The 19,282-nt window shown below is 35.6% G+C and carries 19 protein-coding genes; 17 read left to right on the top strand and 2 right to left on the bottom strand.

All coding sequences use genetic code 11. From position 1 onward, the window contains the following. The first annotated feature begins 163 nt into the window (after window positions 1-163). The 16 genes from I5168_RS04295 to I5168_RS04220 all read left to right on the top strand — a co-directional run bounded on the left by I5168_RS04295 (window position 164) and on the right by I5168_RS04220 (window position 16,192). Window positions 164-643, top strand: a complete 480-nt coding sequence (locus tag I5168_RS04295; protein WP_167342719.1) for a DUF4199 domain-containing protein — start codon at window positions 164-166, stop codon at window positions 641-643. An 88-nt stretch (window positions 644-731) separates the two neighbouring features. After that, entirely contained in the window at window positions 732-1,367 is a 636-nt protein-coding gene (gene rplU, locus I5168_RS04290; protein WP_105017905.1) for a 50S ribosomal protein L21, read from the top strand. 43 nt (window positions 1,368-1,410) lie between these two features. Then, window positions 1,411-1,674 (top strand): 50S ribosomal protein L27, encoded by a 264-nt coding sequence (rpmA, locus tag I5168_RS04285; protein WP_042276905.1) that lies wholly within the window; start codon window positions 1,411-1,413, stop codon window positions 1,672-1,674. 242 nt (window positions 1,675-1,916) lie between these two features. Continuing rightward, window positions 1,917-2,093, top strand: coding sequence for a hypothetical protein (locus I5168_RS04280; RefSeq protein ID WP_167342721.1), 177 nt, complete (start codon window positions 1,917-1,919; stop codon window positions 2,091-2,093). Window positions 2,094-2,298: 205 nt separating this feature from the next. After that, entirely contained in the window at window positions 2,299-3,303 is a 1,005-nt protein-coding gene (locus I5168_RS04275; RefSeq protein WP_431472517.1) for an AAA family ATPase, read from the top strand. Between the two features lie 71 nt (window positions 3,304-3,374). Further along, window positions 3,375-4,238: a DUF58 domain-containing protein gene (locus tag I5168_RS04270; RefSeq protein ID WP_085775398.1), complete on the top strand. Its 864-nt coding sequence runs from the start codon at window positions 3,375-3,377 to the stop codon at window positions 4,236-4,238. Continuing rightward, on the top strand, window positions 4,238-5,875 hold the full coding sequence (locus I5168_RS04265) for a hypothetical protein (RefSeq protein WP_431472516.1): 1,638 nt from the start codon (window positions 4,238-4,240) through the stop codon (window positions 5,873-5,875). Before I5168_RS04270 ends, I5168_RS04265 begins: the two co-directional genes overlap by 1 nt. Before the next feature lie 3 nt (window positions 5,876-5,878). Continuing rightward, the gene (locus I5168_RS04260; RefSeq protein WP_042276897.1) at window positions 5,879-6,889 is read left to right on the top strand and encodes a vWA domain-containing protein; all 1,011 of its coding nucleotides are present in this window, start codon (window positions 5,879-5,881) and stop codon (window positions 6,887-6,889) included. 5 nt (window positions 6,890-6,894) lie between these two features. Beyond that, window positions 6,895-7,926 (top strand): VWA domain-containing protein, encoded by a 1,032-nt coding sequence (locus I5168_RS04255; protein ID WP_431472515.1) that lies wholly within the window; start codon window positions 6,895-6,897, stop codon window positions 7,924-7,926. Then, window positions 7,919-8,776, top strand: a complete 858-nt coding sequence (locus I5168_RS04250; protein ID WP_431472514.1) for a tetratricopeptide repeat protein — start codon at window positions 7,919-7,921, stop codon at window positions 8,774-8,776. The genes I5168_RS04255 and I5168_RS04250 overlap by 8 nt, the downstream gene beginning before the upstream one ends. Window positions 8,777-8,779: 3 nt before the next feature. Next, window positions 8,780-10,525, top strand: a complete 1,746-nt coding sequence (locus I5168_RS04245; protein ID WP_431472513.1) for a BatD family protein — start codon at window positions 8,780-8,782, stop codon at window positions 10,523-10,525. Between the two features lie 4 nt (window positions 10,526-10,529). Next, window positions 10,530-11,291 (top strand): tetratricopeptide repeat protein, encoded by a 762-nt coding sequence (locus tag I5168_RS04240; protein WP_167342726.1) that lies wholly within the window; start codon window positions 10,530-10,532, stop codon window positions 11,289-11,291. 124 nt (window positions 11,292-11,415) lie between these two features. Further along, entirely contained in the window at window positions 11,416-12,411 is a 996-nt protein-coding gene (locus I5168_RS04235) for an NAD(P)H-dependent glycerol-3-phosphate dehydrogenase (protein WP_042276887.1), read from the top strand. Window positions 12,412-12,422: 11 nt separating this feature from the next. Further along, a complete protein-coding gene (gene amaB / locus I5168_RS04230) occupies window positions 12,423-13,976 on the top strand; it encodes an L-piperidine-6-carboxylate dehydrogenase (RefSeq protein WP_105017898.1) in 1,554 nt (517 codons plus the stop codon). Between the two features lie 72 nt (window positions 13,977-14,048). Continuing rightward, window positions 14,049-14,417: an MmcQ/YjbR family DNA-binding protein gene (locus I5168_RS04225; protein WP_060523542.1), complete on the top strand. Its 369-nt coding sequence runs from the start codon at window positions 14,049-14,051 to the stop codon at window positions 14,415-14,417. Between the two features lie 2 nt (window positions 14,418-14,419). Further along, window positions 14,420-16,192, top strand: coding sequence for a MutS-related protein (locus I5168_RS04220; protein WP_431472512.1), 1,773 nt, complete (start codon window positions 14,420-14,422; stop codon window positions 16,190-16,192). Between the two features lie 7 nt (window positions 16,193-16,199). Here I5168_RS04220 and I5168_RS04215 read toward each other — a convergent pair whose 3' ends face one another. After that, window positions 16,200-16,712, bottom strand: a complete 513-nt coding sequence (locus tag I5168_RS04215) for an acyl-CoA thioesterase (RefSeq protein ID WP_042276879.1) — start codon at window positions 16,710-16,712, stop codon at window positions 16,200-16,202. A 128-nt stretch (window positions 16,713-16,840) separates the two neighbouring features. Between I5168_RS04215 and I5168_RS04210 the strand changes: the two genes are divergently transcribed. After that, entirely contained in the window at window positions 16,841-17,581 is a 741-nt protein-coding gene (locus I5168_RS04210; RefSeq protein WP_244895628.1) for a lysophospholipid acyltransferase family protein, read from the top strand. Window positions 17,582-17,675: 94 nt separating this feature from the next. Here I5168_RS04210 and I5168_RS04205 read toward each other — a convergent pair whose 3' ends face one another. Continuing rightward, window positions 17,676-19,280 carry an outer membrane beta-barrel protein gene (locus tag I5168_RS04205; protein WP_431472511.1) on the bottom strand — a complete coding sequence of 535 codons (1,605 nt, stop codon included), beginning with the start codon at window positions 19,278-19,280 and terminating at the stop codon, window positions 17,676-17,678. Between the last annotated feature and the right edge of the window lie 2 nt (window positions 19,281-19,282).

Genomic DNA, 19,282 nt, shown 5'->3' with positions numbered 1-19,282 from the left:
TTTGTGTTAGTGTAAGATTTGATCGAAATGTTACAAACAATACAAATCTTTGTAAAAATACTGGTAATTCTTTCGTTTTCAAGTTAAACTTATTTGAAATCAACCATGACTACGATACAAAAGTTCGATATTTAAAAGAAAACTGAACTAAAAATATTACATCATGAATTTTTCAAAAACTACTAAATACGGATTATTAATAGCTCTAGCATTAATTATCTATTTCGTTATAATTGACTTTATCGGATTCGGGAACGAGTCCTGGTTAAGTTTTTTCAATGCCGCTATTGTCGGTTTTGGGCTATGGCAACTGATTAAAAAAGTTTACGAGGAGAAAAGAGGACAATTTAAATATATGGAAGGGTTTACGGCTTCTCTAACAGCAGGATTTATTGCCACCACCATATTTACAGTCTTTATGGCAATTTATTTATTTGAAATTCATCCCGAATTAGCCAATGAACTCAAACAACAAATTACAATAGCAGGTGAAGGATTAGAAGTAGCCTTGTTGCTTTTTGTATTTTTATCTGGAGTAGCAACTACGATTGTAGCATCATTAGTAATTTTACCTATTTACAAACAATCCTGGAACACCAAAGAAATTAGGTCCAAACAAAAACCTCTTAATCAGCAAGCATAAAATTCTTGAAGAAATGTTGATAACTATTGCTAATTTGTAGAATAGCAGTATATTTGCAGCCCTAAATTAACAACATTAATTCGTAATTATGTACGCAATCGTAGAGATAGCAGGGCAACAATTCAAGATCGAGAAGGATCAGAAGTTGTTTGTACATCGCTTACAAGAAGATGAAGGTGCTACTATTAACATCGACAAAGTTCTTCTAGTAGGTGACGGTGACAACATCACACTCGGCGCCCCAGTTATAGAAGGTGCATTTGCTGAAGCAAAAGTACTTTCCCACCTTAAAGGTGACAAGGTAATCGTTTTCAAGAAAAAACGTAGAAAAGGTTACAAAAAGAAAAACGGACACAGACAATACTTATCTGAAATCCAAATCTCAAGTATTTCAACTACTGGCGGTAAAAAAACTGCTGCTAAGAAAGAAGAGAAAAAAGCTGAACCTAAAAAAGCTGCACCAAAAGCAAGCTCAAAAGGTGATGATTTAAAGAAAATCGAAGGTATTGGTCCAAAGATTGCTACAACTCTTAATGAATCAGGAATTGTTACTTTCTCAGATCTTGCAAACGCAAAACCAGAGGACATTTCTGAAATGATTAAGGATGTTCGTGGAAATCACGTAACGACTACTTGGCCACAACAAGCTCAACTTGCAGCTGATGGTAAGTGGGATGAATTAAAAGAACTTCAAGACCGTCTAGACGGAGGAGTTGAAAAATAAGTTTAACCTATTTCGCTTTCGCGAAAGCTTAAAATAAAACATCATGGCTCATAAAAAAGGAGTTGGTAGTTCTAAGAACGGTAGAGAATCAGAATCGAAACGATTAGGTGTTAAAATTTTTGGTGGACAAGCAGCAGTAGCTGGTAACATTATTGTTCGTCAAAGAGGTATGGAGCACCACCCAGGTGAAAACGTATATGCAGGTAAAGATTTTACTTTACATGCTAAAGTTGATGGAACAGTAAAGTTCGTTAAGAAAGGTAATAATAGATCATTTGTTTCTATTGTTCCTGAAGCACAAGCTTAATTCCATTAGATAATAGAATTAAAAACCCAAATCAATATGATTTGGGTTTTTTGTTTTCGATAAAATTAAATCTTTTGTGTTTTAATACAACCTTCTGTATTTCAGTAAACAGACTTGTTCAAGGATGAAATCAAGTTTAAGTAGAGGTTAAATATTTACCTGCTTTTTAAAAAGTTAGCAACCAATTGTTATATTTGTTACTCTTGATGTAATTCAAGTATTAAAATTCAATTTTTTTGACAATGAAAAATTCACAGAAGTTAGTATTATTCGCTTTTATTTTAATTGGAAGTATTGCAAGTGCTCAACCAGGTTTTGATGACACGGTTGAAGATGTTGCTCCTATTCCAGGATTACTAATTGCCGCAGCCGCAGCTATTGGAATCGGTGTTAGATCTGTTTATAAAAAGTCAAAGTAATAAAGTTATAACGCATACTTAAAGCCTCCTGTAAAATGGAGGCTTTTTTTATTTTCTACAACCGCAATTCTAATTTCACATTGATTAACATAAAATATTTTTAAACCTAGAGTAGTCCTTATTCTGTTTGTTATTTTAGCGTACAAAGACAACTTACAATAGTTAAACCATTTTTTAATTAGCTATTCGAATTAATCATCCAGACATGGAACAAAATAATAGTACGATAGACATAGCAAGCATAAATGAAAAAGTGCAACAAGAAAGTCAGTTCATTGATCTTCTTGTAAGCGAGATGAATAAAGTGATAGTCGGTCAACAATATATGATTGATCGTTTGCTCATAGGTTTATTAGGACGCGGTCACATTTTACTAGAAGGTGTACCTGGTCTAGCCAAAACTCTAGCCATTAACACCTTGTCAAAAGCCGTAAGTGCTAGCTTTTCTCGAATACAGTTTACTCCAGATTTATTACCAGCCGATGTTGTAGGAACTTTAATCTATAACATGAAAGACGCTGATTTTAGCATTAAAAAAGGTCCTGTATTTGCAAATTTTGTCCTTGCAGATGAGATCAATCGTGCTCCTGCCAAGGTTCAAAGTGCTCTATTAGAAGCCATGCAAGAGAAACAAGTAACCATTGGAGAAACTACCTTCAGTCTAGAAAAACCTTTCTTAGTTATGGCTACTCAAAATCCAGTTGATCAAGAAGGTACTTATCCACTACCTGAAGCTCAAATGGACCGTTTCATGTTAAAAACAGTTATTGATTATCCCACGTTAAATGATGAACAACACATCATGCGTGCAAATCTTAAAAAGGATTTTCCAGTTCCTAATGCAGTCATCACAACCGAGCAAATCTTAAAAGCGCAAGATGCTGTAGAATTGGTATACATGGACGAAAAAATAGAAAAGTATATCCTGGATATCATTTTTGCTACTAGATATCCAGAGAAATATAAACTAGAGGAGTTAAAATCTCTTATTAGTTTTGGTGCTTCGCCTCGAGGATCTATCAATCTAGCCAAAGCGGCAAAATGTTACGCGTTTATAAAACGTCGTGGTTACGTAATTCCTGAAGACGTGAGAGCGGTTGTTCTTGATGTTTTAAGACATAGAATTGGTATCACTTATGAAGCAGAGGCAGAAAACTTTTCAAGTGTTGATATCATAAATAAAATTGTAAATACCATAGAGGTACCGTAGCATCTAAATAATCCTTTTAATAAATCTATAATTAGTAACAAATCCCTGTGTTCCACAGGCAACGTAACTTCATGAATACTCAGGAGCTTTTAAAAAAAGTACGAAAAATTGAAATCAAAACACGTCGATTGAGCGACGCTGTATTTGGTGGTGAGTATCATAGTGCTTTTAAAGGAAGAGGAATGACTTTTAGCGAGGTGCGTCAATATCAATTTGGTGATGATGTTCGTAATATAGATTGGAACGTTACCGCTAGATATAACGAGCCTTATATTAAGGTTTTCGAAGAAGAACGTGAACTCACGTTAATGCTAGTGGTAGATGTAAGTTCTTCAACTTTGTTTGGAACTCAAAATCAAATTAAAAAGGAGATTATAACAGAACTGTGTGCAACATTAGCCTTCAGTGCTTTACAAAACAATGACAAAGTAGGGTTATTACTTTTTTCGGATCAAGTAGAATTATTTGTACCACCAAAAAAAGGAAAGTCACACATTCTTAGGATTATAAGAGAATTATTGGAATTTAAACCAGAACACAAAAAGACTGATGTTTCTGGGGCTTTAAAATATATGGCTGGTGTTCTTAAAAAGAAAGCCATTGTTTTTGTTTTGTCTGATTTTATGAGTGATGATTATATGAAAACCTTACAAATAATTGGACGCAAGCATGATGTTACCGGAGTAAGAATTTACGATAAGCATGAACAAGAGCTGCCTAAAATAGGTCTGGTCCAATTTAAAGATCTAGAAACAGGAAAAAATTTGTTCATTAATACAAACTCTAGCAAAACTCGCCGTGAGTATGCCGCTCATCATATAGAAAAAGCTGCTTATTTTAAAAATGCTTTCACTAGGTCTGATGCCGGAGCTATTGATCTAGAAACTAGAGAAGATTATTCAAAAAAATTATTAGGTTACTTTAAAGCAAGATAATGAAATACGTACTGTACCTCTTTTTTATTGTTTCTGCTTGGGCGACAGCTCAACAACCAGAAGTATCTACAAAAGTAGATCGTGACCTTATTAAAATTGGAGAAGAAGTAGTTCTAGAAATTGGCATTACGGCTCAAAAAAGTGATTTAGTAATCTTTCCAGAGCAACCTGCCTATGGAGCTTTAGAGGTTTTAGAATCATATCCAGTAGATAGTGTTATTGCTGATGATAAATTTCAGCTTTTTAAGAAGTACGGAGTAACACAATGGGACAGCGGTGACTACTGGATACCACAATTAAAAGTCCTTATAAACGATGATAAGCAAGTCCTAACTGATTCACTTCTTGTAAGTGTAAGAGAAGTTGAAGTAGATACTACTAAACAAAAAATGTTCCCTATTAAGGACACACTTAATATTGAAACTGTTACAAGAACAGATTGGTCCTGGTTGTGGTGGCTATTTCTTTTATTACCTATTGGAGCTATTATTTATTTGCTTTCGCGAAAGCGTGAAAAGAAAAGCTATGAGGATACACTAGCTCCATATGAATGGGCGATATACCGTCTTAAACAACTAGAAAACAATAATTGGCTAGAAAACAGAGATTGGAAAAGCTACTATTCTGAAATCACATATATCATAAGAAGATATATAGATTCGAAGGTTTATGGGCGTACGATGGAAAGCACCACACAACAACTGCTTACCGAGCTCAAGGTTGTGATGAATGAAAAGGGCATGCACATCACCCAGAATTCGGAAAATCGACTAGAATCATTGCTTCAAAAAGCTGATTTAATCAAGTTTGCTGGCGCCTCAAGTGACTCTATAAGTGCCAAAGAAGATCGTGGTTATGCACACGATATCATATACAACATTCATCAAGTGTTGCCACCACCTAGTGAAGAAGAGCTCATGCTAAGCGCAGAATATCAAAGAAAACAAGCTAGAAAAAAAGCCCTTAAAAAAGGATTGCTAGTTTCTGCAATTAGTCTACTAGTCATTTGTAGCGGTATTGGGATATGGACTTACCTTTCAGGTTGGGACAATGTAAAGGATAGTGTCTTTGGAAATAAACTGCGCAGTTATAATGAGCAAGAATGGTATACGGCAGAGTATGGTTTACCAAGCATTCAACTTGATACACCAGAAATACTAGTTAGACAATCAACCTTAAACAGTGAGGAAGAAAGTACTGCTACAGAAATCAATGAGCAAGTCTTTGAATGGAAAGACGATAAAGATCTTGCAGGAGTTTATGTAAAAACATACCAAATACCAGCAAGTGCTACGCAAGATAAACAAGAAATTAATCCACAAGAGTTTATAGATATTTTCCTTAAACAATTAGAAGAAACAGGAGCATCAAACATCCTAAACTTTGACAGTGAAATCACTACCAACACCATAAAAGGTATAAGTATCACAGGAAGTTTTGAACGTGAGGGAAATAAATACGATTACGAAACCAGATTTTATGCTACAGGACCTGGTGTAGTTGAGTGTATGGTTTATAATATCATGGACGATGAAGAATTAGAAGAAAGACAATATGGACAACAGCTTAAAGAAAGGGTTATAGAAAGTTTGACCATACCTTCATCCATTCAACAATCTAATAATAAAGACAAGTAAAAGATGTGGAACTTTGAAAACATAAAGTTTTTAAATCCAGAGTTTTTCTGGTTGTTATTGTTATTAGTTCCGCTAGCGGTATTCTATTTTTTTACACATAGAAAACAACAAGCAGAGGTTTATATTTCTAGTACAGCTGGTTTTAAGTTTAAAGAATCTCTTTTAGGTAAATTAAAGCCTATACTTTATTTACTTAGATTATTAGCTATCGCTTTATTAATTATAGCCCTAGCAAGACCTCAAACAACCGATGTTACAACTAGAACAAAAAAAACCAGTGGTATAGATATAGTTCTTGCCATTGATGTGAGTGCTAGTATGCTGGCAAGAGATTTTAAACCAGATCGGTTACAAGCAACTAAGGAGGTTGCTACAAACTTTATACAAGGCAGGCCAAATGACCGTATAGGTATTGTAGTATACGCAGGAGAAAGTTATACTAAAACACCTATTACTACCGATCAAAAGGTCTCGCTCAATGCGGTAAAAGGTATCGAATTTGACGAAGTTCTAGAAAACGGTACTGCAATCGGAATGGGATTAGGAACAGCAGTTAATAGACTTAAAGAAAGTGAGGCAGAAAGTAAAGTAATCATACTCATGACTGATGGTGTGAATAACAGCGGAGTAATTGATCCCAAAATAGCTGGAGAACTTGCCGTCGAATTTGGAATTAAGGTATACACCATTGGAATAGGTACAAATGGAAATGCTCTTTCACCATACAGCAGGTATCCTAATGGGGAATTTCAATTTAGAATGTTACCTGTAGAAATCGATGAAGAGCTTTTAAAAAATATAGCCGCGTCCACCGGTGGACGCTATTTTAGAGCAACTGATGATGAAAAGTTAAAAGAAATTTATAATGAAATCGATCAACTTGAAAAAACTGAAATAGAGCAATTTGAATTTTATAGTGTGCAAGAAAAATTTAGAGCATTTGCATTAATCGCCTTTTGTTTGCTTGCGATAGAACAATTATTAAAACACACGCTATTTAAATCTGTAGCCTAGTAAATATGTACGTACTTGAAGAGAAAATTTATTTTTGGTTATTAGTAGCAATTCCATTGTTATTGGTGTTTTATATGGCCGTAAGCTTGTGGCGATTGAGAGCACAAAAAAAGTACGCCCAAAAACATCAATTACCACACCTTATGCCCAACAAGTCGTGGTTTAAACCGCTACTCAAGGCAATAACCATAAGTTTTGGGCTTGGCTTTATAGCCTTTTCCTTAGTTAATTTAAAAGCAGGAACAAGACTAGAAACTGTTAACCGAGAAGGAGTAGATATCGTATTTGCGGTAGATATTTCAAAATCCATGCTAGCAGAAGATATTGCGCCTAATCGATTGGAAAAATCTCAACAACTTGTCACACAAATTATTAATAATCTTGCAAGTGACCGTATAGGATTGATTGCCTATGCAGGTAGTGCCGTGCCTCAGTTACCCATAACTACTGACTATGGTAGTGCCAAACTATTTTTACAAGGATTAAGTACTGATCTAGTATCCAGTCAAGGAACAGCAATTAATGAAGCAATAGAGCTGGCACTAGGATACTATGGGGACGATAGTGAAGCTGCAAAAGTATTAGTTATCATAAGTGATGGTGAGGATCATGAAGGTGATTCTGTCGACCTAGCAGAGGCCGCTTCAGAAAAAGGCTTACACATAATAACAATAGGTGTAGGAACTCAAAAAGGTAGTAACATTCCTATACGAGAAAATGGTATTGTAAAATCCTTTAAAAAAGATCAAAACGGTAAAACTGTTATCACCAAATTAAATGCGACAACGCTTCAAGAAATAGCAGAGGCTGGTAATGGTGTTTATATCGATGGCACCTTGACTAATGAAGTGATTGAAAAACTAAAGGCAGAGTTAGACACCTTGGACAAAGTAGCTTTTGAATCACAACAATATGCCGATTTTGAATCACAATTCCAATGGTTTCTAGCCTTTGGCCTATTCTTTGTCGTACTGGATGTATTCTATTTAGAAAGAAAAACAGAATGGATTAAAAAACTTAATTTATTTAATGAATAATAATAGTATACATATCACCTATGTTTTGATATTCATGCTAATATCATTCTACACTGCGGCTCAAAACGAACAAGAACCAGCCATAAATTACGCAGAACAGCAAGCCGTAAAAGATGCTCAAGACGCTGCTAGTGATGGTGATTTCGCTTTCGCGGAAGCGGAATACAAAAAAGCCCTATCATTAAACCCAGATAATGCGCAAGCAGCTTATAATTTGGGTAATCTGTATTACAACAACGAGAAAAAAATTGAAGCAAACTCCTATTTTAGAAAGGCTGCAGATGCTGCTACTTCTAAAGAAATGAAGCATAAAATTTTTCACAATATAGGTAACACTTTATTAGAGAACAAAGATTACGATAAAGCTATTGAAGCCTATAAGAACGCATTACGTAACGACCCTACCGACGATGAAACTCGTTATAACCTAGCTCTTGCAAAGCAAGAAAAAGAGAAACAAGGTGGCGGCGGTGGCGGCGGTAATGACGAGAATGATCAAAACCAACAGCAAGAAAAGGAGCAAGAACAAGATAAGAATAAGGAAGGTGATCAAGACGAAAAGTCTGATGGTGATAATAAAGGAGATCAAAACGAAAAAGAAGGAGATCAAGATAAAAATGATGGTGATCAAAAGAATGATGACCAAGGAAAAAATAGCGAAGGTGAAAACGGTAATGATTCACCAGAAGAACAAAAAGGACAAGCACCTCAACGCCAGCAAGGAAAAATGACAAGGCAACAAATTAAACAGTTGCTCGAGGCGATGAATAATGAGGAAAAGAAAATTCAAAAGAAAGTAAACGGTAAAAAGGCCAAAGGAACCGTTAAGAAATCAGAAAAAGACTGGTAAGTAATGAAAAGCACGTGGTTTTACATATTAGTTTTTATAGCAGCATGGGCACACGCACAAGTAGAGTTTACTACGAGCGTAAGTCGTGAACGTATCGCACTCAATGAGCGCATGCGTGTTGAATTTAAAATGAATGTAAATGGTAATGATTTTACACCGCCAAACTTTGTAGGATTTCAAGTAGTAGGTGGACCTAGTCAATCTTTTTCACAACAATGGATTAATGGAAAAGGATCCATGACAAAATCGTTTACCTATATATTAAAACCTAATAAAACAGGAAAACAGTATATTAAACCAGCTACCATGAATTACGAGGGTAAAACATACTCTACTCAAACAGTAGAGATAAATGTAACTGGTGCTGTAAATAAACCTAAAAACATTAATGACACCTCGCCACGAGCAGATGAGACCGTACATCTAGTTGCCGAGATTTCAAACGCAAACCCTTATCTTAATGAAGCTATTAGGGTCGTATACAAACTTTATGTTTCAAACACATCCGGAGTAAATGACTGGCGCGAGGTTAATTCACCTAAATACGCAGACTTTTGGAGTGATAATATCGACAATCGTAATAGTCTAGTTAAAGAAGGAACTTATAAAGGAAAGCCTTATCGATACAAAGTATTAAGAGAAGCCATCCTCTATCCTCAAAAAACAGGTAAATTAATTATAGAACCACTTACTTTAGAAGTAGATGTGGTAGTTCCTACCGGACAACGTAGTTTTACAGGTAGACCATATATGACCACCGAACAAATCACAGTCAGTGCTGGTAAACGTACTATTGATGTTAAAGATCTTCCACTAGATGGTAGACCAGCAAACTTCAATGGAGCGGTAGGTCAATTTGAATTTCAAGTAGAAACTGATCAAGTACAAATTGAAGCAGGTGAAAGCATGACTGCTAGTGTTCAAGTAGGTGGAGTAGGAAATCTTAAATTAATGGATTTACCAGAACTTAAAGCACCTAAGAGTCTTGAAGTTTACGAACCAGAACGCATTAATAACGTACGTACCTCAATTACCGGAATGCGAGGAAATATTAAGGACAAATACACCATAGTTCCTCAATACAGCGGTAAATATGTTATTCCACCTGTTGAATTTAGTTATTTTGATCCCAAAAAGGAGTCCTACGTAAGTTTAAATAGTGGTGAAATTTTATTACAAGTAGAAGGTGATGTTGCTGCTCCTATAGCTACCACAGAAAACAAAAATGTCATTACTCAAAACAACCAGTTTGTTTTCATTAAAACGGATACCGAATTAACATCACAAAACGAGGAACAGTTTTTTGGCTCAACAAAATACTGGATAACCTTAGGTGGTATTTTCCTTCTTTTACCTTTATTCTTAATAGTGAAAAAACGTAAAGAATCTAGAGCTGCCGATGTAGTAGGTAATCGATTGAGAAACGCCAATAAATTGAGTAAAAAATACTTGAGCACTGCTCGTAAAAATTTAGGCAATCACGAAGAATTCTATGTCGCTCTAGAAAAATCCCTACACAATTATCTCAAATCTAAACTTAGTATTTCAACAAGTGAAATGACTAAAAACAATGTAGGACAACTCTTATTAGACCGCGGTGCTACCGTTCAAACAAAACAAGAGTTTATTAAACTACTAGAAAGCTGTGAATTTGCACGATACACGCCGTCAACTCCTGCTAGCATGAGAGAAGATTATGAAAAAGCTAGTCAGGTCCTTAATTTGATAGACAAACAATTAAAAAGCTAGTTTTATGAGAACAACCTTAATTTTTCTAGCTACAGTCCTATTAACTTGGCCTATTTTCAGTCAAGAAGAGGCTGCTTATTCCGCTTTCGCGAAAGCGAATCAAGCATATACTAACGAAAATTATGAAATAGCAATTGCAGGTTATGAGCAAGTATTAAGTACAGGTCTACACAGTGCCGATGTTTATTTTAATCTAGCTAATGCTCATTACAAATTAAATCAGGTAGGTCCGGCTATTTATAATTACGAGAAAGCCCTAGAACTAGACCCTGAAAACGAAGATATTAAGAGCAATCTAGCATTTGCCAATCGTATGAAAATAGACGCTATAGAATCCTTACCACAAGACAATTTATCTGGAAGTTTACAGGATACTATAAAATCGTTATCTGTCGATGAATGGGCCTATTTTAGTGTCATTGCTGCCTTATTTACCATACTATTCATAGTACTTTATATTTACGCAGGAACTACAAGTAAAAAAAGATTGTTTTTTATTCTTTTCATTCTTACTGGTATTTTGTTTTTATCTACTGCTGCTGCTGCCTTTTACAGTAGTGAATATTTAGATAAAAAGCAATTTGCTATTGTTTACATAGAAGAATTCACTACTCGCAGTGAACCTAAAAATAGCGCTGGCACCAGCTTTGTTATTCATGAAGGAACTAAGGTTGAGGTCCTTGAAGAATTCAATGATTGGGCGCACATACAACTCGCAAATGGTAGTAAGGCCTGGATGCCATTAGAGGATTTGAAAAAGCTTTAAGAAATCTTTCTTCAATCTGATCTAGAACATAAAGTTTTATCATGCATGCATAACAACTAAAATACTTGTGTAAGTATGTCTGTTGTTGAGTTGCTTATATTTGCATATACCCCAAAAAAGTAGAATGACATTATCAAAAAATATTGCAGTAATAGGTGGTGGAAGTTGGGCAACGGCTATTGTGAAAATGCTGTCGGAGAACCTAGAAACTATCCATTGGTACATGCGCAGTGAATATGCCATTGAACATATTAAACGTAATGACCACAATCCTAATTACTTAAGCTCAGTTGAGTTTAAAAACAATCAATTGCACTTGTCTAGCGATATAAATGAAATCGTGAGCGCTGCAGATATTTGCATATTTGCGATTCCTAGTGCTTTTGTGTACAGCGAGTTGGAATCTCTAGAGGTTTCATTAGAAAACAAAATAATTTTTAGTGCTATTAAAGGAATAGTACCTGAAACAGGGCTTATTGTTGGAGAACATTTTCATGATCATTACAACATTCCTTTTGAAAACATTGGTGTTATTACCGGACCTTGCCATGCCGAAGAAGTTGCCCTAGAACGGTTGTCCTACCTTACAATCGCGTGTGCAGATGAAGAAAAAGCGCAACATCTAGCTACTTGCCTTAATAGTGATTACATCAACTGTAAAATAAGTGATGATATCATAGGGACTGAATATGCCGCCATGCTTAAAAATATTTATGCTATTGCTGCTGGAATAGCTCATGGTCTGGGATATGGTGATAATTTTCAAAGTGTACTTATGAGTAATGCTATACGTGAAATGAAACGATTCATTAAAAAAGTACACAAAATGAAACGTAACATCAACGATAGCGCTTACTTAGGAGACTTACTAGTAACAGGTTATTCAGTTTTTTCACGAAATCGATTGTTTGGTAACATGCTAGGAAAAGGATATACAGTGCGCAGCGCGCAATTAGAAATGAGCATGATTGCCGAAGGTTACTACGCAACGAAAAGCGCGTACAAAATAAACGAAGATAAAGGAGCCCGTACTCCTATTTTAAATGCTGTTTACAGCATTTTATACGACAATAAAAACCCAAAGAAAGTATTTAAAAAACTAGCTGATAAGCTAGACTAAAATCAAAAAACATGTCTGAAATAGCCAAAGAATTTGGTATCAACACCGCTCTAGAAGCTCTAGGTCTCAATAAGAAAAATGAAGGGACTTCTACAGGTTCAAAATCAATCAAAGGTAGTGAGTATATCACATCCTATTCACCAGTTGATGGTGCCGTTATAGGTGAGGTTTCTGTCACTACAAAAGATGCTTATGAAGAAGTAATGAGTGCTGCCCAAATAGCGTATAAAGAGTGGAGAGTAATCCCTGCACCACAAAGAGGTGAAATAGTACGTCAATTCGGTGAAGAACTTAGACGTCTTAAAGAACCTTTAGGTAAACTGGTTTCCTATGAAATGGGAAAATCTTACCAAGAAGGATTGGGTGAAGTTCAGGAAATGATTGATATCTGTGATTTTGCCGTTGGTCTTTCTAGACAATTACATGGATTAACCATGCACAGTGAACGTCCAGGACACCGCATGTATGAGCAATACCATCCTTTAGGAATTGTAGGAATTATAAGTGCCTTCAATTTCCCTGTTGCCGTATGGGCATGGAATACAGCCCTTGCATGGATCTGTGGTGATGTATGTGTGTGGAAACCTAGTGAGAAAACTCCTTTATGTGGGGTAGCTTGTCAAAATATCATTGCCAAAGTTTTAAAAGACAACAACCTACCTGAAGGAATCTCATGTTTAATTAACGGTGATTACAAAGTAGGTGAGTTTATGACAACAGATAAACGAGTGCCATTAATAAGTGCCACTGGTTCTACTCGTATGGGAAGAATAGTAGCTGCAACGGTAGGTGAACGTTTAGGTAAATCATTATTAGAATTAGGTGGTAACAATGCCATAATCGTTACACCAGATGCAGACGTTAAAATGACTGTGATAGGCGCTGTTTTTGGTGCTGTAGGAACCGCTGGTCAACGTTGTACTTCTACAAGAAGATTAATCGTTCATGAGTCTATGTATGACACTGTTAAAAACGCCATAGTAGATGCGTATCAACAACTTAAAATAGGTAACCCATTGGATGAGAATAACCATGTAGGCCCATTAATTGATACGGATGCTGTTGCTAATTATAACAAGGCCCTTGAAGATGTAGTTGCACAAGGTGGAAATATTCTGGTAGAAGGTGGAGTACTTTCAGGTGCTGGATATGAAAGCGGCTGTTATGTGAAACCTGCGATTGCAGAGGCATCTAATAACATGGAAATTGTACAACATGAGACTTTTGCCCCAGTACTTTACTTACTTAAATATTCTGGTGAAGTAGAAAACGCGATTGAGCTACAAAATGATGTTGCACAAGGTCTTTCTAGTGCCATCATGACTAATAATTTAAGAGAGGCAGAACGCTTCCTTTCGCACGCAGGATCTGATTGTGGTATAGCAAATGTAAACATCGGTACAAGCGGTGCAGAAATAGGCGGTGCTTTCGGTGGTGAAAAAGACACCGGTGGCGGACGTGAATCTGGATCAGATGCATGGAAAGTCTACATGCGTCGTCAAACTAATACTATCAATTATACTACTGAGTTGCCTCTTGCGCAAGGGATAAAATTTGATCTATAAGTAAAAGTATTAGATACTTAAAAGCAGCTCTTTTAAAGGAGCTGCTTTTGTATTTTTAGACAAATTTAAATCATGAACGTAGAACAACTTAGAGATTATTGCTTGTCGAAAAAGGGTACCACAGAAGAATTTCCATTTGATCAGGTAACCTTAGTCTTTAAGGTTATGGGAAAAATGTATTGTCTAACAGGATTAGAACATTGGGAAAACGGTAAGCCAGCTGTTAATCTCAAATGCGATCCTGAAAAAGCTATACAATTACGTGAAAAGTACGAGGGAACTGTCATCGGTGGCTATCATAGTAACAAGAAACATTGGAATACAGTCTATTTAAATGAAGACATGGGCGATGACGAACTGTTAACGTGGATCGATCATAGTTATGAGCTTGTAGTAAATAAGCTCACTAAAAAACAAAAGCAAGAATTACAGCTACTCTAAACATGACATTAGACCTATTAAACACCTATAAAGAAAGGATAGAAATCAACCGAGGCAAGGTAGAAGCTATAAAGAAAAAACTATCATTGAGCAGTGCTTTAAGATTAGTTTTATTCCTATCCTTAGCTGTAAGCGTATATTATTTCTGGAGTAAAATAGATGTCCTAACATTAATCTTAGGTACTGGTGGCGCCCTATTTCTATGGTTAGTAAAGAACCACCAAAATTTAAAAAATCAAAAAGATTTTCATCAATTATTAATCAAAATTAATGAAAAGGAGATCTTAGCCGTCCAAGGTGAATTTGATTCCTTTGTTGATGGTGATGCTTATAAAAATCCCACTCATGACTACTCACACGATATAGATTTATTTGGTAAGGGTTCATTATTTCAACAAATAAATAGGTGTGCTACAAAAGGTGGTGAAGTTACGCTTTCGCGAAAGCTAACTCACAATCAACCTAGTGGTGTAATTGAAAAGCAAATAGCGATTAAAGAGCTATCTGGCAAACTTAATTTTAGGCAAAACTACATGGCTACTGCACGATTGATTTCCATAGATCGTGCTACAAACTTTGCTCATTGGTTTACCAATTACAAACCATTTGTACCTAAATATTATTCATGGGTATGGTCTATAATTCTCACTGTTAACATAGTGCTTATTGCTTTGTATAGTTTTACTAGTTTTAACGGTTATTTAGCCTCAATAGGTGTTGTTATTGCTCTATTAGTGACAAGACGCTATCTTAAAAAAGTGAATCAAGTAGCTCAAGTAATTACACCGCTTGAAGATTTTTTTGCTCAATATGGAAAACTAATTGCGCTTATTGAGAAACAAGAGTTTCAATCATCTTTACTGTTAGAAATCCAAAACAATCTTAAAACACAGGATAAAAAAGCATCTAGCGTTATGCATGATTTTTCACAAGCGCTAGGTAGGTTAGATCAAAGGCATAACATGTTGTTTGGATTTATTGCAAATGCATTAGGTTTATGGGATCTTAAGCAAATGAGTTACATTGAACGTTGGATAAGTGAGTATAAAGAAAAAGTAGGAACGTGGATAAGTATGATTGAAGAGGTAGATGCCATTAACAGTATGGCTAATTATGCCTATAATAACCAAACCTTTACCTATCCTAGTATCAAATCTGGTCCGTTTACCTTACAAGCTAGCAAAGCCTCACATCCTTTATTAAATCCAGAAAAAGCGATTGGAAATCCAATATTTATAAGTCAAGGCGAGTTTTTCATCATTACCGGAGCCAACATGGCTGGAAAAAGCACCTTTCTTAGAACCGTGTCATCACTAATCGTTATGGCAAATTGCGGACTTCCAGTTTGTGCTCATGATGTTGTATATTCTCCTATTAGACTAATCACCAGTATGCGTACTACAGACTCAATACAAGATGACACCTCATACTTCTTCGGTGAATTAAAGAGATTACAATACATTATGAATAGCATTGAAGAGTTTCCTTATTTCATTGTTTTAGATGAAATTTTAAAAGGAACAAACAGTGAGGACAAAGCTATTGGATCACAAAAATTAGTACAAAAACTTAATTCACTGGGCGCAACAGGAATTATTGCCACACATGATTTAAGCCTAACACAGGTAGCAAACGATTATCCTGGCATTAAAAATTACTATTTTGATGCAGAAGTTGTAAATAATGAATTACATTTTGATTATAAATGTAAAACTGGAGTAGCTCATAATATGAACGCCAGCTTCCTGCTGCGTAAAATGGGAATTGTTGAATAAGCCTTACTTATTCTTCAAATAAGGCTTTAAGTTCAGTCGCATCAGCAGCTTTCATTTTACCAGCAAGAACTAGACTTAATTGCTTGCGCCTTAAAGCCGCATCATAACGCATTTTTTCCTCTTCAGTTTCTGGTGTAATGGCTGGAATTTGAACCGGTCTACCTGTATCGTCAACTGCTACAAACGAATAAATCGCCTCGTTTGCTTTAGTTCTCTCACCGCTCTCACGATCTTCTACCCAAACATCCATAAAAACCTCCATAGATGTTTTAAAAGCTCTAGTTACTTGTGCTTCAATAGTTACAACACTACCTAAAGGAACCATTCTATTAAATGCTACATTATTTACCGATGCTGTTACCACAATACGTCTAGAATGACGTCTTGCCGCAATACTTGCCGCACGATCCATACGAGCCAGCAATTCACCACCAAATAAATTATTAAGTGGATTAGTTTCACTAGGTAATACCATATCAGTTACCGTTGTAAAAGATTGCGATGGCGTTTTAGCTTGCATAATTTGAAATTTTTTGCAAAAGTAGCGTATAAGCTTAACTACCTACCAGCTTTTAGATGAATTTAAGGTTAAAATGTGGAGATCATTATCTCGTTCAACATTATAATTCTTATTATTTTTGAAAAAGTTTGAAAATAGTACGTTACATATTAATGCCGGTCTATCGAGTGTGGTTCTACGTACTAGTAGGGCTTCCTATTGTAGTATTAATGCCATTGTTAATTCTTACTACTATTTCTGAAAAAACTTACAATTGGTTCTTTAAACTTGCAAGATTGTGGGCTGCCATCGTTTTATACGGTATGGGATTCTTCCCAAAGATTAAAAGATTAGCCAAAATGGATCCTCATCAAAGCTATATGCTAGTGGCAAACCACACTAGCATGACTGATATTATGATGATGTTGTTGATATCAAAAAATCCATTTGTTTTTGTAGGTAAAAAAGAGCTCGCAAAGATCCCTTTATTTGGTTTTTTCTATAAACGTACTTGTATTCTTGTAGATAGGAGCAACCCAAAAAGCCGCAAAGCTGTATTTGATCGAGCCAGACAACGTATGGAAGACGGCGTAGGAATTTGTATTTTTCCTGAAGGTGGAGTTCCCGACGACACAAGTATTCTGTTGGATACTTTTAAGGATGGCGCTTTTAGACTTGCCATAGAACATCAAATACCTGTTTTACCCGTCACTTTATTTGATAATAAAAAGCGTTTTCCATTTGAATTTTTTAAAGGAAGTCCTGGAAAAATGAGAGCAATAGTACATCCTAGTATACCTAGTACTGGTATGACATTGCAGGATGATAAAGTACGCTTTCGCGAAAGCGTAAGACAAATAATTCTTCAATCACTAGAACGAGCATCTTAAAAAAGAAAAACCGTCTCCATGGCACAGGAAACGGTCATTCATCATCATTGCATAATTAATCGAGTTTCAACTTAACTAAAGCTCAATTATACTTTTAAAATCTATATCTAACTCCCGAATAAATTCCAACCGCAAACGGCCTAAAATTTTCAGAATTGGTACGTAACGTATTAAGTTGATATTTCAACATTGGTTCTAGACTCACACCTATTTTATTATTAAAATTATAGTCAAGACCCAATCCAAAATTGGCACTTTGATTAAAGGTGTTAAAATTAGAATCCTCACCTAAGGTTGTTATTCCTTTTTCATTTTCAATGACCACAACATTATCGGTTAGGAATAATGCACTGAAACCAGCCAATACATTAAACTTAAACTGACTATCTATCAAGGTATATTGAACCTCGAGCGGCACTTCAACATAACCCAAATCTTGTCTAAGCTCACCTTCAATACCATTAAATGTCGTCGTTGCACCAAACTCTTGATTAAAGCTAGAGGCTAGTAAATCAACATTATTAGGAGCTTGATTTGAAGTGGACACAGCATTAGGGTCATAGCCTGTTGAACTAGTAGATCCTCTTGCAAGAAAATCAAATCCTGTGTTATACACCACATCCTGTGTTCCATAATTTAATCTCATGCGGTGCACACCTGTTCTCACGCTCCACCGTGGCGCAAAATTATAAGCAACATTGAATCCTACACTTAAGTTTACACTACCATTAGTTTCATTTTCAGTTACCTGATCGTTTATGGCTGTTCCCGATAAAACATCTGAATAAACTGGTGCTATCAAACTAGATCCTTGCCATGATGGTGAGAATACGGTAGCGGTTGAATCGTTTTTCTCTTCCATTAATTTTTGAGCAGCTAGCATGGCATCCAACTCTTGAGATCGTTTTTTATTCAAACTATCAGTAAATTTCTTATTGTGAGCCATCAACGACTGGTCATTTCCTAGATTGCTTTTAGTTGCCTTAATGCCGTTATTTTCAACTTCACTTTGATTAGATAGTGTTTCTTGAGAATTATTGGCCATTGATTGACCTAATGGATTATTAGTTTTATCTCCAATTCCATTTTTAATTTTGTCATTATTATTGAGATTATTTTGAGCAAAGTTTTGATTTGCTACATCAGTTGAGAGTAAATCTCTTTTTTGTGCAACTTTTGAATTCTTTTTAATTCTAGACTTGGATGAGTTATTAACCAATACACCTGCCCGATCACCCTTCTTTAAAACTGAATTATTTTTAGATTGTTGATTACTAATTATGGATTGATTGTTATCGTTATCGATCCTTATAGATGTATTGTCACTCTGACTACTAGTATTTGAATCTGTAGCTTCGGTATTATCCTGAGTGGACGAAACAGAAGAGCTATTATCTTCATAAGAAATTGCTCTATCCTCTGTTTCATCTACGTCAGGATCTAGGTCTGGAGTGGTTACTATCTCATTATGAACCCCAACATTATCAGTAAACTGATTTGAGAAGTAAACGGTTGTTACAATTATCGCAATAGCTGCTGCTATTCCAGACCAATATATCCAGATGGGCGTACCTTTCTTTTCTGGTTTTTGAGACGGTATTTTTTGTTCTATATTCTCCCAAAGTCCAGGTGGTGGCGTTACTTCAAAATCCTTGAAACGCTCCTGAAAAATTCTATCTATGTTCTTTTTATCTGCCATTT

Origin of the sequence: Nonlabens sp. SCSIO 43208, assembly GCF_050703575.1 — a bacterium.
GTDB classification, from domain to species: domain Bacteria; phylum Bacteroidota; class Bacteroidia; order Flavobacteriales; family Flavobacteriaceae; genus Nonlabens; species Nonlabens tegetincola.
Note: the sequence above shows the minus strand (reverse complement) of the source record. Positions and strands in the feature narration are given on the sequence as shown.

Bases quoted from the DNA above. Each gene is read 5' to 3' on its own strand.
- I5168_RS04295 (WP_167342719.1), top strand. From the start codon at position 164: ATGAATTTTTCAAAAACTACTAAATACGGATTATTAATAGCTCTAGCA.
- rplU (WP_105017905.1), top strand. From the start codon at position 732: ATGTACGCAATCGTAGAGATAGCAGGGCAACAATTCAAGATCGAGAAG.
- rpmA (WP_042276905.1), top strand. From the start codon at position 1,411: ATGGCTCATAAAAAAGGAGTTGGTAGTTCTAAGAACGGTAGAGAATCA.
- I5168_RS04280 (WP_167342721.1), top strand. From the start codon at position 1,917: ATGAAAAATTCACAGAAGTTAGTATTATTCGCTTTTATTTTAATTGGA.
- I5168_RS04275 (WP_431472517.1), top strand. From the start codon at position 2,299: ATGGAACAAAATAATAGTACGATAGACATAGCAAGCATAAATGAAAAA.
- I5168_RS04270 (WP_085775398.1), top strand. From the start codon at position 3,375: ATGAATACTCAGGAGCTTTTAAAAAAAGTACGAAAAATTGAAATCAAA.
- I5168_RS04265 (WP_431472516.1), top strand. From the start codon at position 4,238: ATGAAATACGTACTGTACCTCTTTTTTATTGTTTCTGCTTGGGCGACA.
- I5168_RS04260 (WP_042276897.1), top strand. From the start codon at position 5,879: ATGTGGAACTTTGAAAACATAAAGTTTTTAAATCCAGAGTTTTTCTGG.
- I5168_RS04255 (WP_431472515.1), top strand. From the start codon at position 6,895: ATGTACGTACTTGAAGAGAAAATTTATTTTTGGTTATTAGTAGCAATT.
- I5168_RS04250 (WP_431472514.1), top strand. From the start codon at position 7,919: ATGAATAATAATAGTATACATATCACCTATGTTTTGATATTCATGCTA.
- I5168_RS04245 (WP_431472513.1), top strand. From the start codon at position 8,780: ATGAAAAGCACGTGGTTTTACATATTAGTTTTTATAGCAGCATGGGCA.
- I5168_RS04240 (WP_167342726.1), top strand. From the start codon at position 10,530: ATGAGAACAACCTTAATTTTTCTAGCTACAGTCCTATTAACTTGGCCT.
- I5168_RS04235 (WP_042276887.1), top strand. From the start codon at position 11,416: ATGACATTATCAAAAAATATTGCAGTAATAGGTGGTGGAAGTTGGGCA.
- amaB (WP_105017898.1), top strand. From the start codon at position 12,423: ATGTCTGAAATAGCCAAAGAATTTGGTATCAACACCGCTCTAGAAGCT.
- I5168_RS04225 (WP_060523542.1), top strand. From the start codon at position 14,049: ATGAACGTAGAACAACTTAGAGATTATTGCTTGTCGAAAAAGGGTACC.
- I5168_RS04220 (WP_431472512.1), top strand. From the start codon at position 14,420: ATGACATTAGACCTATTAAACACCTATAAAGAAAGGATAGAAATCAAC.
- I5168_RS04215 (WP_042276879.1), bottom strand. From the start codon at position 16,712: ATGCAAGCTAAAACGCCATCGCAATCTTTTACAACGGTAACTGATATG.
- I5168_RS04205 (WP_431472511.1), bottom strand. From the start codon at position 19,280: ATGGCAGATAAAAAGAACATAGATAGAATTTTTCAGGAGCGTTTCAAG.